21 protein-coding genes are annotated in these 15,744 nt (G+C 66.9%); 5 read left to right on the forward strand and 16 right to left on the reverse strand.

What is annotated here, in order from left to right:
- Positions 1 to 114: 114 nt before the first annotated feature.
- From trxA to FOH10_RS09150, 14 genes are all read right to left on the reverse strand, one after another.
- Positions 115 to 480 carry a thioredoxin gene (gene trxA, locus FOH10_RS09090; RefSeq protein ID WP_029929033.1) on the reverse strand — a complete coding sequence of 122 codons (366 nt, stop codon included), beginning with the start codon at positions 478 to 480 and terminating at the stop codon, positions 115 to 117.
- A gap of 139 nt (positions 481 to 619) precedes the next feature.
- Positions 620 to 1,879: a tyrosine-type recombinase/integrase gene (locus tag FOH10_RS09095; RefSeq protein ID WP_143980375.1), complete on the reverse strand. Its 1,260-nt coding sequence runs from the start codon at positions 1,877 to 1,879 to the stop codon at positions 620 to 622.
- 56 nt (positions 1,880 to 1,935) lie between these two features.
- Complete coding sequence (locus FOH10_RS09100; RefSeq protein ID WP_143980376.1) at positions 1,936 to 2,160, reverse strand: helix-turn-helix domain-containing protein; 225 nt, start codon at positions 2,158 to 2,160, stop codon at positions 1,936 to 1,938.
- 9 nt (positions 2,161 to 2,169) lie between these two features.
- Positions 2,170 to 3,843 carry a replication initiator gene (locus tag FOH10_RS09105; RefSeq protein ID WP_143980377.1) on the reverse strand — a complete coding sequence of 558 codons (1,674 nt, stop codon included), beginning with the start codon at positions 3,841 to 3,843 and terminating at the stop codon, positions 2,170 to 2,172.
- Complete coding sequence (locus tag FOH10_RS34750) at positions 3,843 to 4,019, reverse strand: hypothetical protein (protein WP_186000767.1); 177 nt, start codon at positions 4,017 to 4,019, stop codon at positions 3,843 to 3,845. Before FOH10_RS34750 ends, FOH10_RS09105 begins: the two co-directional genes overlap by 1 nt.
- Entirely contained in the window at positions 4,016 to 4,198 is a 183-nt protein-coding gene (locus FOH10_RS09110; protein ID WP_143980378.1) for a hypothetical protein, read from the reverse strand. The genes FOH10_RS34750 and FOH10_RS09110 overlap by 4 nt, the downstream gene beginning before the upstream one ends.
- Positions 4,195 to 5,529: an FtsK/SpoIIIE domain-containing protein gene (locus FOH10_RS09115; RefSeq protein ID WP_143980379.1), complete on the reverse strand. Its 1,335-nt coding sequence runs from the start codon at positions 5,527 to 5,529 to the stop codon at positions 4,195 to 4,197. The genes FOH10_RS09110 and FOH10_RS09115 overlap by 4 nt, the downstream gene beginning before the upstream one ends.
- A gap of 46 nt (positions 5,530 to 5,575) precedes the next feature.
- Positions 5,576 to 6,220 carry a DUF2637 domain-containing protein gene (locus tag FOH10_RS09120; protein WP_143980380.1) on the reverse strand — a complete coding sequence of 215 codons (645 nt, stop codon included), beginning with the start codon at positions 6,218 to 6,220 and terminating at the stop codon, positions 5,576 to 5,578.
- A 6-nt stretch (positions 6,221 to 6,226) separates the two neighbouring features.
- Positions 6,227 to 6,547: a hypothetical protein gene (locus FOH10_RS09125; RefSeq protein ID WP_143980381.1), complete on the reverse strand. Its 321-nt coding sequence runs from the start codon at positions 6,545 to 6,547 to the stop codon at positions 6,227 to 6,229.
- Positions 6,547 to 6,801: a WhiB family transcriptional regulator gene (locus FOH10_RS09130; RefSeq protein WP_186000768.1), complete on the reverse strand. Its 255-nt coding sequence runs from the start codon at positions 6,799 to 6,801 to the stop codon at positions 6,547 to 6,549. The genes FOH10_RS09125 and FOH10_RS09130 overlap by 1 nt, the downstream gene beginning before the upstream one ends.
- Positions 6,802 to 6,859: 58 nt before the next feature.
- Positions 6,860 to 7,042 (reverse strand): hypothetical protein, encoded by a 183-nt coding sequence (locus FOH10_RS09135; protein ID WP_143980383.1) that lies wholly within the window; start codon positions 7,040 to 7,042, stop codon positions 6,860 to 6,862.
- Complete coding sequence (locus FOH10_RS09140; RefSeq protein WP_143980384.1) at positions 7,042 to 7,308, reverse strand: hypothetical protein; 267 nt, start codon at positions 7,306 to 7,308, stop codon at positions 7,042 to 7,044. The genes FOH10_RS09135 and FOH10_RS09140 overlap by 1 nt, the downstream gene beginning before the upstream one ends.
- A complete protein-coding gene (locus FOH10_RS09145) occupies positions 7,305 to 7,565 on the reverse strand; it encodes a hypothetical protein (protein ID WP_143980385.1) in 261 nt (86 codons plus the stop codon). Before FOH10_RS09145 ends, FOH10_RS09140 begins: the two co-directional genes overlap by 4 nt.
- Positions 7,562 to 8,029, reverse strand: a complete 468-nt coding sequence (locus tag FOH10_RS09150) for a hypothetical protein (protein ID WP_143980386.1) — start codon at positions 8,027 to 8,029, stop codon at positions 7,562 to 7,564. Before FOH10_RS09150 ends, FOH10_RS09145 begins: the two co-directional genes overlap by 4 nt.
- Before the next feature lie 160 nt (positions 8,030 to 8,189).
- On the opposite strand from FOH10_RS09150, the gene FOH10_RS09155 reads away from it, so the two are divergent.
- A complete protein-coding gene (locus FOH10_RS09155) occupies positions 8,190 to 9,464 on the forward strand; it encodes an NsdA family TPR-like regulatory protein (RefSeq protein WP_143980387.1) in 1,275 nt (424 codons plus the stop codon).
- On the opposite strand, the gene FOH10_RS09160 is transcribed toward FOH10_RS09155, so the two are convergent.
- Positions 9,461 to 10,117, reverse strand: coding sequence for an HAD family hydrolase (locus FOH10_RS09160; protein WP_143980388.1), 657 nt, complete (start codon positions 10,115 to 10,117; stop codon positions 9,461 to 9,463). The two genes, FOH10_RS09155 and FOH10_RS09160, sit on opposite strands and share 4 nt — an antisense overlap.
- A 140-nt stretch (positions 10,118 to 10,257) precedes the next feature.
- Here FOH10_RS09160 and FOH10_RS09165 point away from each other — a divergent pair, with 140 nt between their 5' ends.
- The gene (locus FOH10_RS09165) at positions 10,258 to 10,662 is read left to right on the forward strand and encodes an NUDIX hydrolase (RefSeq protein ID WP_244961828.1); all 405 of its coding nucleotides are present in this window, start codon (positions 10,258 to 10,260) and stop codon (positions 10,660 to 10,662) included.
- A gap of 942 nt (positions 10,663 to 11,604) precedes the next feature.
- Positions 11,605 to 12,015, forward strand: coding sequence for a single-stranded DNA-binding protein (locus tag FOH10_RS09170; protein WP_143980390.1), 411 nt, complete (start codon positions 11,605 to 11,607; stop codon positions 12,013 to 12,015).
- A gap of 964 nt (positions 12,016 to 12,979) precedes the next feature.
- Here FOH10_RS09170 and FOH10_RS09175 read toward each other — a convergent pair.
- On the reverse strand, positions 12,980 to 13,483 hold the full coding sequence (locus FOH10_RS09175) for a 2'-5' RNA ligase family protein (protein ID WP_143980391.1): 504 nt from the start codon (positions 13,481 to 13,483) through the stop codon (positions 12,980 to 12,982).
- 119 nt (positions 13,484 to 13,602) lie between these two features.
- On the opposite strand from FOH10_RS09175, the gene FOH10_RS09180 reads away from it, so the two are divergent.
- Both FOH10_RS09180 and FOH10_RS09185 read left to right on the forward strand, forming a co-directional pair.
- Entirely contained in the window at positions 13,603 to 14,685 is a 1,083-nt protein-coding gene (locus FOH10_RS09180) for an isocitrate/isopropylmalate dehydrogenase family protein (protein ID WP_143980392.1), read from the forward strand.
- Between the two features lie 142 nt (positions 14,686 to 14,827).
- Positions 14,828 to 15,742, forward strand: a complete 915-nt coding sequence (locus FOH10_RS09185; protein ID WP_051037114.1) for an ABC transporter substrate-binding protein — start codon at positions 14,828 to 14,830, stop codon at positions 15,740 to 15,742.
- Positions 15,743 to 15,744: the final 2 nt, after the last annotated feature.

Genomic DNA, 15,744 nt, shown 5'->3' on the forward strand with positions numbered 1-15,744 from the left:
GGCGGGGTGCGGCGCTGTCCAGGCATCGAAACGACGGGCCTCGAAACGACGGGCTCGAAAACAGCAGCGCCGCACCCGATCTCGGGTGCGGCGCTCATGCGTCGGTGCCGCGCTCTACTGTGACTGCTGCTCGGCGAGCTGCTTGCGGACCTCTTCCATATCGAGATCCTTGACCTGACCGATGAGGTCCTCCAGCGCGGCCGGGGGCAGCGCGCCGGGCTGCGCGAAGACGAGCACGCCCTCGCGGAAGGCCATGATGGTCGGAATCGAGCGGATCTGCGCCGCGGCGGCGAGCCCCTGCTCCGACTCGGTGTCGACCTTGCCGAACACCACATCGGGGTGCTTCTCGGACGACGCCTCGTAGGTCGGTGCGAAGCTCTTGCACGGGCCGCACCAATCGGCCCAGAAATCGACGAGCACCACGTCGTTTCCGGTCACGACCTCATCGAAGTTCTGCTCGGTAAGAGTCTGGGTGGCCATGGCATCCTCTCGTGTCGGTTTCGCCCGGTCCAACACCGGACGATGCGGTTGTGTTCCCTACCCGACCGGCCACTCGCGCCGCCGATCACCGTCCCACCGTCGTATACCCACAACCGTAGCCGGTAAAAACGACCTACCCTCAGCTCAGGGGGTTCATGCTTGCCGAGAACCAGGTCAGAATCGTCAGATTGCCGTCATTTTCAGGAAACAGACCGTCGAGTACCTCGGTGTTGTCCACGGCCTCACGCTTGTAGCCCTGCGGGTCGATGTAGTGGCGGATCGCCATCGTGGAACCCTCCGTGTGGCCCAGCTGCGCGGACGCGCGGCGATGGTCGCCGGTCTTGCCGGTCACCTCCGTCGCCACCGTATCGCGCAGGTTGCCCCATGTCATCCACTCCAGTTCGCTGCCCGCAGTGACGCAGTCCAGGGCATACCCGGCGTTGTCCCAGTCGACGGGCCGCCCCTTGAGCGTGAACATGAGTTCGGTCTCATCGATCGGCGCGCACCGCCGCTTCCAAGCGCGCAACACGGTGGTGAGCCAGTGCGGGAGCACCACGTAATACGGGTTACCGGATTTGCGTGTGCTTTGCCGAAAGGGTTTCTCACCGACATGCTTCACGACCGTGCCGCAGATATGCGCCGTCACGCGCGGCACCGTATCGGCATCGAGCTCCGGCACGTCGATCCAGCGCAGCGCCAGCGCCTCACCGGGGCGGACACCGGTGCCGAACACGGTGAGCCCGAAGGGCAGCAGATAGCGGTGATGGCGCGGCCACCTGCTCCTATCCGCGAGCAGCTTCACGAACACCGCGCGCTCACCGGCCGACAATGCCCGTTGTCCACCGGCCCCGGAACCGGGCCGCGGCACCAGCCGCATAGGTGAGTCGTCGAACAGCCCTTGCAGAGTCAGGAATCGGAAGCACGCCGTCAGGATGTTGTGATGCCGGTAGGCCATGCCCGGCGCGACCAGCGCGATGTCCTCAATATAGGCCGCCAACTCGGACGGTCGGCCGATCTCCGCGATGGAGAACGAGCCCAACTCGGTTTCGAGCTTCACCGCATCCTGCTTCGCCCGCCAATCGTTGCTTGGATAGATCGCCATCTGGTATAGGTACAGGGTCCGCTGCTTGATCTCACCCCGCCGCAAACGCTGCTTCTGGAGATCGATGTAGTGCGCGAACACCGCGCTCATCTTGTCGGTCGGCTTGAACCGCACCTCCACAGAACCCCGCCGCTGGCGACGCACCGACCCCTTGTAGCGGTTGCGCTGAAACTTCGCATCCCAGTCCGCCAGACACTCATCCTTCGTAGCCCCGACCCCGCTGGTACGCACGTAGACGCCGCTGTAGGACCGGTGCCGAACCTCGGTGAGCCGCCAGAGTCCATCCGGCCCCTTCACCGGCTCCAGCTTGTACCGCGGTGGATAGGCACCCGGTTCCAGCGCAGCCCGAGGCATTACGCCGCCTCCCCGCCCTGCGCCTGCTGCCAGGCCACCAGATCAGCCAGCGGGTACCGGCACCGCGAACCGACCTTGACGAACCGCGGCCCCTTCGGCGGATGCTGCGCGGCCCAATTCGCGAGCGTCTTGACCGTGAAGCGGGTTCGCTGCGCCACCTCCTCACGGGTCAGCCACGTAGGTCCCACGGCTTCACTGTCGTACTGCTGTTCACGGCCTTCCATGACTCCTCCTCACGCCGCATCCAGGGTTGGTGAATTCTGTTGTGCCCCAAGCTCATCCACTGCGATCTTGGCTTGTAGGTATTGCGCTCGCCAAGCCGAGCGTTTCGCGATCGCGCCCATGATCAGGTGCTCGCGCAGCGGTCGTTCCCAGTCGCCGGGATCCACGGGCCGGATCTGGAGGTGGCTGGTGTCGGGTGTGAGGATGCCGACCTGGGCCAGGAGTTGCCGAACGAATTCCGCGCGGTCGCTGCGGTGATCGGGCAGGGTTTTCCCGGTCCAGCGGCGCGAGACCAGTACACGGCGGCCGGGCAGGCCGAGGGTGGCGCGGCGGTGGGCTTTGCCGCGGCAGCGGCCGGGCACGGTCTTGTCACTGGCGCCGCGCGGGACGATGCCGTAGCGCAGCCACACCCCGCAGCGCGGCGAACACGGTGTGATCTTCAGTTCCGCGTGGAGCCGTTCGTAGTGGGCGGCGGTGCGGGCGGAGTCGGTGTCGAGGACTTCGCCGATGGATTTGGTCAGGTACTTGGTGACGTAGTGGATGGTCTTGTTCGCGTCGTCGCCGGGCACGATGCCGCGAATGTCGCGCGGGTCGACCTGGACACCGAACCGCAGCGTGTGCGCGGGGTCGATGTCGTCACAGGTGCCGATCACATCGAGGGCGTCATCGAAGGACGGCAACGGCCGCCGGGTGCGCGGGTCGAGGAAGGTGCCGCCGTCGAAGACCGGCATGGCGTCATCGGTGTAGACGGCATGGTCGAAGTGCGGCCACCACACCTGGTGGTAGGTGGCCGCGGTGACCAGCCGCACCAGATCGCGGGAGATCGCGCCGCGGGTGAGGATGTGCAGGTGCGGGGCACCGCGTTTCTGGGGTTCCACGACCGCGAAGTACTGCATGTCGTAGCCGAGCGCGCGGCGCATGTTCTGCACCCACCGGTCGAACAGGGCCGCGCAATGCACGGTGTCACGCGCGGCGCGCGGGTAGTCGTAGCTGTCCGGATGCACCGGCGACCCGTCGGAGCACACCTTGCCGTCCGGAGTTTTCGCGCCGACGCGGTTGATCCGGCCGTAGGAGGGCAGGGTGAGGGTGATGAACATGCCGGGGCAGTGCTTGCCCGCGTACACCTGTCCGATGGTGCGTTTGGTGACCTTGTTGCGGGGCAGGTCCGGTGCGTCCTGACGCCGACGCGTCGACCGCTTCCGCCGCGGCCGGGCGGTGGTGTCGGGATCGGGCAGCCGTCCCCGCAGCCCGGATTCGCGCAGCTCGACATCCAGGTCCCGGATCACCTCGCGGATAGCGTCGGCGGATTCGGTGTCGCCCTCGCCTTTCGCGGTGCGGTAGGCGTCGACCAGATCGGCGCGGGCGGACAGGACATCGATCTGCGCGGCGGTCGGGGCCGGGTTGGGGTCGACGGGTTCGGTGTCGCGGTGCCAGCCCTCGCGGCATTGGGTCATGCGCAGGGCGCGAGCGTTTTTCGCGCACGCCGGGCACACCGATTCCACCGTGGATTTGCAGGGTGCGCCCTCGTAGGTGATGGCCCCGGTGTGCGGGTCGAGCACGCGCATGGCGACCGGGCGGCGGCACACGTCGTACTTCTCCGCCGCGGCTTGCGCGATATCGACCAAATCCGGCAGGGCGCGGCGCGCGGCAGCGGATCCAGGCTGAGCAGTGGCGTCGGTGCTCATCAGTGCTCCTTGGTGTCGGTGGGGATGTAGCCGAGCAGCTGCCCGGAGTCGTCCCAGGCCAGGACTTCGATGGCGGGGACGCCGCAGCACAGGCAGCGTCCGCCGGGAAGCCAGCTGTCCCATTGGTGGCCGCGGACTTCGCAGATCATTAGGGCCAGTTCGTTGGGGGTGTTCATCGCGGGATCTCCTGCTCGGGAATCGAGATGTCGGCGTAGACGCGGACCCCGCCGCCGCGGTTGAGGTAGGTGCGCGGGTTGACGTCGAGCCGGAACGCGTGGGAGCCGACCAGGTTCGCGAGCACGGCCGTGATATCGGCCAACTCGCCCGAGAGGCGCAGGTGCACAACGCCGTTCATGCCGCTACCCCCGTCCCGGTGTATCCGTCGCCGGGGATGTCGTCGCCGAGGTCGTCGGGGTCGAAATCGCTGTAGTCCTCGGTGGGACCGGTGATCTGCGGTGCCGGGGAGTAGATGTTCACGATGGCGTCGGCGTCGTCGTCGGTGACGTAGAACGCGCGGACCCGCACGAACGCGGTAGAGCCGTCCTCGCCGACGTAGGCGACACCGGGTGTGGTTTCGGAGATTTCGTCGCAGCGGGCACCGCGGTCTTTCGCGCCCTGGCCATGGACCATGGCGTTCTGGGTCGGCTCGTCCAGGCGCAGCCCGACCCGCACCGGGAACAGCTGCCGGTTGGGCATGGTGTCCTTGGACGGGTCCTGCAACGCCGACACCATGGTGATACCGGCGGCGCGGCCCTTGGACAGCAGCAGCCCGGTCAGCTGCCGGAACTTCTCCTGATCGTCGCGGGTGGCATACGACGACAGCGACGCCGCCTCATCGATGATGATCAGGATCAGGGGTTCGTCGGTGCTCGGGGTCAGCTTGCGGATACCGGCCTCCCGCATCCGTGACAGCCGCTCGTCCATCACGTTCACGGCCTTGCCGAGCATGGTGAGGATGGTCGCCGAATCGATCGCGAACTCGATGAACAGCCGATCGGCCCCGCGCCCGAACTCCGCGCCGCCCTTGGGGTCGGCCAGCCACACATCCACCAGCCCGGCAGTGATCGCAGGCCCGATACCGGCCAGGATCGACCACAGCACCGAGCCCTTCCCGGAACCGGTCGCGCCCGCAACCAGGACGTGCGCGTAGAGCAGGCGCAGCAGCCACGGCCCGCCGTCCTCGCGGACACCGACCGGGACCGCCTCCAAGTCCACAGCGTTGGGGACCACCCACGGCAACGCTGCCGGAGCGGCGAGGGTGTCGAACACCCGCACATGGAGACGGACCCAGCCCGGAGCAGGTGCGGTCACCGTCACCTGCTCCGCACCCAGGTAATTGGACAACCGGCCCCGGATCGCGTCGTTGTTCCAGTCGGAGACGTTGTGCCGCGCCAGAGCCAGCACATCGGCGGACAGGCCCTGCTCGGTGTAGTCCCAGCACTCCAGGACCGGGAATCCGGTGTTCTCGCTGCCCAGCCCGAGCGCCGCCCACATGGTCACGGTCTGCGCGGGATCAGCGACCATCAGCACCGCGGTCCGCAACTCCACCGGTGCCTCATCGATGATCGCGGCCGGATCGGCCGGCCGCACCTGCGGACGATGCCACGGGCCGGGCATGATCCACGCGGCGAATCCGAGCCCACCCGCGAGGGGAACGGCGAATTGCAGAACAGACGACAGAGACATGGGAGTGACCTCCTGGAAGCTGAGAAACGAAGCGGGACAACGGGAGTCAGCGCACCGGCAGTGGTGCGGAAGCGATCAGGGGAACCGCCCGCGCCACCGGTGCCGCCGCGGCTACGGCAGGACGCGGGGGACGGACCGGAACGGGATCGGCGGGCGGAGTCGGAGCGGCGGGTGCGGGAGCCTCCACGGGTACCGGTACCGGCTCGTCGGCCTCCGAGTCCGAGATCGAGTCCGAGATCGGTTCGGGCACCGTCGATTCCGATGCCACCGGCAGCGGCGCCGGGGCGGCCGAGAGGCGGAACAGCAGCAACAGGGCATGGGTTTGGACCAGCAGCGCGACCGGCGGCAGGCTCGCCACCACCGCCGCACCCCAGCCCAGCGGGGACGGGCCGACCATCAGCGAGTGCACCGCGTTCCCGGCGATCGACACCCCGGTGCCGACGACCAGGACGCCGACGAACCAGCGGCGCACACCCGAGTCGTCCACCAGCAGCGCGGTGGCCGCGGCGGTCGCGGTGGTCACGTCGATGATCACCGGGAACAGCCAGGCATCACCGGCGGGGATGTTGGCCGCCACCGCCAGTTCCCGCAGCGCCACGAACGACAGGCGGAACGCGGCGATCGCGACACCGGCGATAGCGGCCACGGCCAGCACCCGCACTACGAGCGTGACCGTGGCCTTGGTTGTCATCGCTGCTCACCTCCACGGCCCGAGGTCGCAGAACAGTCGGCACAGTTCGCCACCCGAGGGCAGCGGCGGCTCGTTGCGCATGAACCCGCTGTTCGGTGACTCACTGGGAGCAGACGGGGCAGTGGTCGCGGGCGCGGCCAGCACGGGTTCGCAGAACATCACGCAATCGGCCGCCACCGGCTCAGCCGCCAGCGTCACCACCGGCCCCGACTCCGCGGTATCGGGACGCTCCCCGAACGCCAGCACCACCAACGCCGCCGGAACCATCAGGATCGGTGCCACGATCGCGCCGAGCACCAGCCAGGGATTCACAGGCTTGTCGACCATCACGCCACCTCCCGCCGCGCGTCCTCGGTATCGGGTCGACCGGTCGCAGCCACCCGCATCAGGCGACGACGCATCGCGGGCAAGCCCCGGCGGCCGTTGAGGCCCGGCAGCCACACCGACGCGACCACGCCATCGGTGACACCTGCCCGCAACGCCCACGCCGCGCACTCCGTCAGCACCGGGCAGTCCGCACACACCAGTTGCGCGTCCAGCGCCGCGGCATCGCTGAGGGGAAAGAACACCTCGGTGTCCATGCCCGCGCACGCCCGCAACGGCGAGAAATGCGGATCAAACCCGGGACGGGCTACGAACCTACGCATCACGCTCACCGCCGTCCCGATCGAACAGCGACAACTGGCCCTCACACCGCCAGGTCGCGGGAATGTCCTTCGGGGTGACCTTGCGCGACCGGGACGGCTTCACGCCCTGACCGGCCGCCGCCTGCTCGGGTATACGGGTCTTACGCGCCCGTACCCGCTGCTCGGAGGTCGTCATCACGCCACCTCCCCGGACTCCTCGGCGAACCCGCCGCCATGGACCGGCATCTCGACCTCACCGTCCAAGATCGCGAGAGCGTGACGAACCGCCCGCACGTCGGCCTCGTACTCCTCCTCCAGCCGTCGCGCGATGCACTCATCGAGCGCAGCAACCTTCGCCTCCAGAAGCAGGAACCGAGCCAGACCGAACCCCACCAAGCTCGCCAGACCCGCCAGCGACAACGCCACGACCAGCCAGTCGATCCACGCAGACAGTGCCATCACGCCACCGCCTTCGGACCCGAGCCGGAATTACGCTGTGCCACCGCGTGTTCCACCAGCGCTACCGCCAACGCCGACATCAACGCATCAGCATCGGCGATGTCCAGCGACATCCGCACGTCGGAGCCCTCGAAGACAACCGACACCATCGCCGGAATGTCGTACCGACTGCCGCTACTGGCCTCCCAGACATCGGCCGGGCAATATTCGACCTTGCGCAGGCCAGTGGCACTGACCGAGATCATGAAATTCGACATCACGCCGCCGCCTTGCCATCCCGCGCCGGACGCGACGACGGAACATCGGCCGGAGCCTGCTTCGCGCCCGAGGTGTCGCCCACGATCCCCGTCGCGCGGATGTACCAGCCGATCGACTTGAACTCGCCGTTGCCGACCACCCGCGGCTTGATCTGCAAGCCCTCCAACACCACCGGGTACACGTTCGGCGACAACGCATCCGCCGAGGGCACCGGAGCCACATCCGCCACGAACGTCACGTCGAACGAGGCGTTCTTCGCGCCCATACCCGACGGGTCCATGACCGTGCCCTTCCACAGCCGCTTCCCCGTGCCGTTGCCGTCGTCGTCCAGGTCCACCTTCTGACGCTTGGGCGCGTTCCGATCCCGGCTGAACTCCGTCATCGGCTCCACCGCACCCATGAGCAACAAGCCCATCGGGAACGCCTCACCGAACTCCGGCCGGAACCACACATCCTTCAAAGCCATCCCACGAACTCCTTCTTGCTGGTTGTGACCGACGCCATATGCGCCTGAATCCATGCTCAGCCAGCGCAATGTCCGAAAGAAGGCCATTCAAGGGGACATTAGTGAGCCACTGATGTCCTATTCGGCTGTCAATGTCCTCTTAAGGGACTAGGATGAGGGCATGACGTCGCCAGGCAACGCCGCGCTCCGTGCGGCACGACAAGCTCTCGGATATCGATCTCAGGCCGCGCTAGCGGAAGCGGTGAACGATGCCGCGCGGGCCGTTGGCCTGCGGGTATCCGTGAACGCTCGCACGGTGCGTCGGTGGGAATCGGCCGAACCGCCGTGGCCGAACCCGGAGCACGCCAACGCACTCGAAGCGCTGTTCAAGCGACCGATCACCGAACTGGGATTCACCCCTCCGTGGGAGGAAGGCGCAAGCCCTTCCGCAAAACGATCGGACACGCACTTTGCCAAGGGAAATCGCCTCGGTCAGCGTTTGCCCGGAACTTCGACAACGCTCCTACCGGCCTCTGCGGCAACCGATTTCATGGCAATCACTGTCTCGTACCGACACCTCTATTGGTCGATACCCGCAACGCGCTTGCACCGGTCGGTCGCCGATCACGCGCAACTGGGTATCGAACTTCTTGCCCAGGTGCCCGACCAGAGTCGTGCAATGCTGGCGCGAGCCGTAGCGGAGTCCAGTCTCCTCGCCGGGCGTATCGAGTTCTTCGATCTTCAGCAACCCGAGCTGTCCCAGCCAAGCATGGTCGTTGCTCTCCAAGCCGCACACGAAGCAGACGACGCGCTACTCGGTGCGGCGGTGCTCGCTCACATGGCGTTCGCGCCCGCATTCTCCGGTGACGCAGCCAGGGCAGAAGAAGCCCGAGACCATATGCGTGCGGCGCGGGCATTCGCCCGACGAGGAAACGCGAGCTCCGAGATGGTCGCATGGCTGGACGCAGTCGAGGCCGAGGTTGAAACCCGCTTCGGCGACACCCGCCGTGCACTGAAACTCATTCAGCACGCCGAAGACAGCTACCGCGAGCACGACGCCGAAGCGAACCCATCACCCGCATGGATGGACTGGTTCTCGCCGACCCGCCTCGCAGGGTTCAAGGGCAACACCCTGCTTATCGCAGGCCGCGGGCGGGAAGCTCGCGAGACTCTCGAACAGGTGCTGGCAGACCTTCCCGAGGACGCGATCAAACAGCGGGCCGTCTACCTCGCGGACCTCGCTGCCGCCGCCATTCTTGAGAACAATCCCGAACAGGCGTGCCTGCACCTGGAAGACGCTCTGGACCACCTCGGGCGAACTTGGTACGCAACAGCAATGGACCGGATCAAGGCGGTCCGTCAGACGCTACGCCAGTGGGATTCCTTGCCCGCCGTCCGCGCATTGGACGACAGGTTGTACGACTGGCACACGACCGTCAATGCATTGGTTGGCTAGACTGAGTCGTTTTCTTTCGCAACGATATTCGGCAGCTCATTGAGGTCGCGGATCATCCAATCGGACAGGTCCGCGACCTCTTGCCTATCGCGGAGAATCCAGCCCCACGGCCCACGCTGAAGATAGGCCGTCCGCATCCCGGCTTGCTTCGCGGGAGCTACGTCGTTGTCGATGCGATCACCGACGTAGACGATCTCATCGGCAGGGCATGGTGCGGTTTCGACGACCTTGGCGAAGAACTCCAGTGACGGTTTCTCCACGCCCCAGTCATCAGAGGTCGCGATGAAGTCCGTAGGCAGGTTCAGGCTCCGCAGAATCTTGCCGGACCTAACGGTTTGGTTGCCGACGATGCCGACCCATACGCCCATCTCCTGGAGCTTGGAGAGCGCGGGCCGCACATCCGGGTACAGGTCATCCTCACCGTAGGTTTCAGGCTGGCCCGCATCCGCACGTGCTTGGCGCTGCTGTGTCAGATCGAAACCCGGCTGGAACACCTGAAAGGCTTCCCGGTAGTCGCGGCCCGTAGCGATGACGGCACCGAACACCGCGGCGAATGTATGGCGCGGCACCCCGAGCCAATCGGCCCAGGTCCCGTACTCGCGAGTCTCGTCAACCAGCGTCTCGCCCACATCGAAAACCACAGCGCGAATCACGGTTCCTCACCCTACGCGCCGGACCGACCAAGCACGGAAAGGCCCTCAGTACGCTGATCGACATGGGCCACAGGATTGACTACCACCAGGACCCGAACGCACCCGCCGCGAACAGTGTCCGCCCCAGCGCTGGCGCCTTCGTGCAACGCGGCGACGATGTGCTATTGATCCGCCGAACCGACAACGGCAACTGGTCCATGCCGGGCGGTGCTCACGACCCAGGGGAATCGCTCAGCCGGACAGCTGTCCGCGAGACGCGAGAAGAGACCGGCGTCGATATCCGGCTCACCGGTCTCGTCGGCATCTTCACCGACCCGACCCATGTCATCCACTACACGAGCAACGACGAGGTTCGCCAAGAGTTCACGATCATCTATCGCGGCGAACCGATCGGCGGGCATCCGACGCCCAGCAGCGAAAGCCGTGAGGTCGAATGGGTTCCAGCGCAACGGATTCCGTCGCTCACGATGGACCCGAGTCAGCGGAAGCGGATCGAGTGGGCACTCACGCAGTCTGAACCGTACATCGATCCCGATATGCCATGAGGCACGCCGGGCGATAGCTGCGGACACCAGCCACTGCCGAATTTCGCCCTACAGGATCAAGGCGGCGCGCTGCGCGCGCCGCGCCACGCTTCGCCGCGCAACCCGGGCTGATGAAGCGTCGCCCGGGCGCGTCGGCGCGTCGCGTCGCCCGCTGCACGCCGCCATGACACGTAACAGTCGACTCCGGCAGTCGCCCGCCCGAGCCGCACCCAGCAACCACACCCGCCAGCACCAACCCCGACCACCGCCGCCGAGACCAGCCCGCCGATTCGCCGCCACCGACAGCGCCACCGTGCCCACGGCACCGCCGCCCGATCCCCGCGCCCCGACCTTCCAGCCCGCCAGCCACCGTGACGGCACCCAGTCACAGCCCGCCACGACGTTTCGAGCCCCGGCCGACGCAGGCCCCGACCATCACCCGGTGCCCGCCGCCAGCGCCCCAGCAGCCTTCGCCCAGCCCATCGGCACCGGCCCCAGCCAGGTCGCCCCAGCACACGCCACCCACGACCGTCTCGTCGGCGTCGCCCCACCGGTTCCGCTCACGCCCGCACCAACAGCCCTTGACCATGCCGACGAAGTTGGTGACGCCCTCACCGGCAGCCATCACCCCCGAGACGCGTTCCCCGCCGAGCCGACCGCCGACGCCGCCAGCTCCAGCACCGGACCCGCCGCCGACCTCCCGCCGACACAGCCCCGCAGTACCGATCTCTCGGTGCCCGGCAGGCCGGATGCCACCATGGCAGACCCCACACGGCCCCGCCAAGACCAAGCAGAGTCACCGCGCATTCATCTCCCAATCGTGCTGCCGCCCAATGTTTTTCGTGAGATGAATCCACGGCGAGCCTTGACGCGACCGCGCGGTGCCCACCACGCCGACCCCCGTCCCACCAGACACCGAGAGCCCGACACCGCTACCGGCTCCGTCACCAGGAGGTCACCAACGTGCCCAGCACCGTATCCGTCACCATCACCGGCCACCTCGCCGACGAACCCAGCTCGCGGGCGACACCCACCGGCAAGCTCGTCACTAACTTCGTCGTCATCGCCAACGACCGCCGGTTCGACCGCGACCAGAACCAATGGGTCGACGCCAACAAGACCGTCGTGCGCGTCGCCTGCTGGGGCGACCTGGCCGAGACCACCGCCGCCAGCCTGGACAAAGGCTGCCGCGTCACCGTCACCGGACACCGCCTGATCGCCGACCCCTACATCGGCCAGGACTCCAAACCCCATGCCGCCCTGCAACTGACCGCCGACACGGTCGCCGTCGACCTGAAAGGCCAGGCCACGAAGATCGAACGACTGCGCCGCAGCCCCGCCAGCCCCATCGACGCCAACGAACCCCCGTTCTGACCCCGACACCGGTGATCGGACCTGGCACCACCGGGTCCGGTCACCGGCCACACCTCACGCGAACAACTGCCGAATTCGCCTATTACGTATTGAACCAACCCCGCGGAAGAGTCTCCCCGCCTCCTCGTAGGCCCGATTGTCTCGCTCCAGGAGGACGAGTCAAGGGCGCTACGCGTCGGCTACGCCGATGGGCTACGCCCACCCTTGACACGCCCTCCCTCCGCAGAGAAGCGGCCAGTACGAGGAAGCAGGGAGAGGAGAAGGGTGGACAGCCCATGAATAACCCCTCCATGCGCGGGCTGTTGAGGTAGCGTGATGGCGGATTCTCCTCTAGGGGGGAATTCTATGGCCCGGAAACTTGACTATGAACAGGGCGGCACCGCTGCAACGGCACCGCCCTGCGTCAGGTCAGCGCAACAGCAACACAGTGAGTGCAGCCCCCTGCATGAGCATTACAAGCAGGAGCCCCGAGCCTGAGTACCCTACGGAGACCTCGGCGAATACATTCCAAGCTGCCGAGGTCTTCGGGGTCTTCTTTTGAATTCTTCGCCGTGTCGACACGGCATCACCTCCTAGTTGGGGAGCAACGGCCGTCACCACAGACGAACTTGTCGTTGCACCCTAAGAAGGAAGTGACGGACACAGGCTATCGGGGGTTACCCGTCTCCACACCACGTTTGAGCCAAAGCGCTTGGACGGTAGGGGCGTCGATCACTCCCGTGATGGCCACAAACTTGATCACCAAACGCTGCGCGCCGACGTGAACGCCCCCAAGGGAGCAGGGGACGCCTGAGACGTAGCGTTGTAGTCCCGACCGCTATGTCAGTGCAGGAACCATGCTCCCCGGAACGAACAAGGCACACACTTCGGAAGATTGACCGTCAGATTAGACAGGAAGCAGCGGGAATTGCAGGGTCCGACAAGGAGTGTGGCGCGACACTTAAATGCCATGGGCCACAACGCATTAGGTGGAGATTGCCCACTCCACCCGCCGTTCCCCATCCCACCGCCGAATGCCCACAACCGTAGCCGGGAAATCCCCGTCCCAGCCGACGGCCTCCAGGGCCATCGGCAACTGGGCCGGGGTCACACGCCTGGCCAGTGTGACATGTGGGGTCCACGCGTCGGGACGCACGTTCGAAGGGATACCCGGGCAGGGGGAGATGACACCGAACAATCGGCGTTGTAGATCCAGGAGGGGGAGGGAGGGGACGACGGCGCGGACCAGGATCGGGCGGCGGGCGCCGAAGACGAGGAGGCCGCCGAGGCGGACGGGGAGGGGCGTGAAGGGTTGGCGGGCCAGGGAGGTGTCCAGGCGGGGCCAGATTTCGCGGGCGACGGCGACGGTGATGTGGGGGCGGTGGGTCGCGTCGGGGGAGTGCAGGCCGGCGTCGGCCAGCAGACGCCACTGTTCGCGGACGGTGGCTTCCGCCGCCTCGTCGAGGATCAGTTCGACCGACTGGACCACAGGTGGACGATACGCGGGGATATCGGCAGCGGGCGAGCGGCGGCGCGGGCGCGCGGACCGGACGCGGATGATTCGGGCCGGTTCGGCGGAATCGCAGTGGTTGCGGGAGGATTACCGGCATGAGTGACGGCGGGAATCTGCGGCTGGGACTGATCGAGGGGGACGGGATCGGTCCGGAAGTGGTGCGCGCTGCCCGCGAGGTGGTGGACGACGCGCTGGAGGTGGTGCGGATGCCGGCGGTGGAATGGGTGCCGCTGCTGATCGGGCATGCCGCCATCGCGGAATTCGGGGATCCGGTGCCCGAGGCGACGCTGAAGGGTCTGGAAGGAGTGGACGCGTGGATCATGGGTCCGCACGACAGCGCGTCCTACCCGGCCGAGTACCGAACCGGGCTGCCGCCCGCGGGTGCGGTGCGCAAGCGGTTCGGTCTGTACGGCAATATCCGCCCGGCGCGCGGGATGGCGGGGGTGCGGGCGGTGGCGGCCGACATGGATCTGGTCATCGTGCGCGAGAACAGTGAGGGCCTCTACGCCGACCGCAATATGTATGCCGGATCGGGCGAGTTCCGGCCGACCCCGGATGTGGCCCTGGCGGTCGGCGTGTTCACCCGCGCGGCCATCGAACGCATCGCCCGGCTCGCCTTCGAGGTGGCCGAGACTCGGCGCAAGAAGGTCACCATCGTGCACAAGGCGAATGTGCTGCCCCTGACCACGGGACTGTTCCGCGAGGTGTGCTACGAGGTCGCCGAACGGTATCCGAACGTCGAGGTGACCGATGAGCACGTGGATGCGATCACGGCCCTGCTGGTGCGCACGCCGAGCGCCTTCGATGTGCTGGTCACCGAGAACCTGTTCGGCGACATCCTCTCCGACCTGGCGGGTGAGCTGAGTGGTTCGCTCGGGATGGCACCGTCGCTGAACTGCTCGGACACCCACGCCATGGCGCAGGCCGTGCACGGCGCGGCACCCACCCTGGCCGGGCACAACCGGGCGAATCCGCTCGCGCTCATCCGTTCCGCCGCCATGATGCTGCGCTGGTTGGCCAACCGCGACGGCCGTTCCGCACTGCACCGCGCCGCCGATCGCATCGACAACGCGGTTGCGGAGACGTTGCGGGCCGGAGTCGCCACATCCGATTTGGGTGGGTTAGCATCTACCACCGAATTCACCGAGCAGGTGCGGGCACGTCTGCACCGCTGGTGAGCGATGTCCGGCGCGTAACGGGCACGCGCCAGCGTGTCGCGGATTAATCTTCCGTTACCGATCCGCGCGGAATGTCCGACTCGTCTACGTTTCGAACGGCGGGCGACGCCCGGATGTCGCGTAACCGAACTGTGGAGGACCTGTGTCTGTTCGATTTTTCCGCGGGCGTGCCCTGCGGGCCGCCTGTGCGCTCGCCGGCGGCGTCCTGGTGCTGACCGCGTGCAGCAATACCGAGAGCAGCGGCCCCGAGGTCGCCAAGGTCGAGGGCATCAGCAAGGTGGACGCCATCGCGGCGCAGCTGCCGGAGGACATCAAGAACTCGGGCAAGCTCATCGTCGGCGTCAATGTGCCCTACGCCCCCAACGAGTTCAAGGACCCGGCCACCGGTGAGATCATCGGCTTCGACGTGGACCTGATGGACGCGATCGCCCAGGTGCTCGGTGTGACCGCCGAATACCAGGAGTCCGACTTCGAGAAGATCATCCCGTCCATCGAGGTCGGCACCTACAACCTCGGCATGTCGTCGTTCACCGACAACAAGGAGCGCGAGCAGACCGCCGACTTCGTCACCTACTTCAACGCGGGCAGCCAGTGGGCTCGCAAGGTGGGCTCGGACGTGGACCCGGAGAACGCCTGCGGTAAGCGAGTCGCGGTGCAGCGCACCACCGTTCAGGACACCGACGAGATTCCCGAGCGCAGCGCCAAGTGCATCGCCGAGGGCAAGCCGGAGATCGTGAAGGTGGCCTACGACGAGCAGAGCGCCGCCGCCACCGCACTGGTGCAGGGCCAGGTGGACGCCATGTCGGCCGATTCGCCGGTCACCGCCTACGCCATCAAGGAAGCCAACAAGGACGCGAAGGTGATCGAGGCCGCCGGTCCGATCTTCGATTCCGCCCCCTACGGCTGGCCGGTCAAGAAGGGCTCGCCGCTGGCCCCGGTGCTGCAGCAGGCCATGCAGCATCTGATCGACAACGGCCAGTACCGGCAGATCGCCGAGAACTGGGGCGTCGAAGAGGGCGTGATCGCCAAGTCGGTCATCAACGGCGCACAGGGCTGATC

It is taken from the genome of Nocardia otitidiscaviarum, from assembly GCF_007362295.1.
Taxonomy (GTDB): domain Bacteria; phylum Actinomycetota; class Actinomycetes; order Mycobacteriales; family Mycobacteriaceae; genus Nocardia; species Nocardia otitidiscaviarum.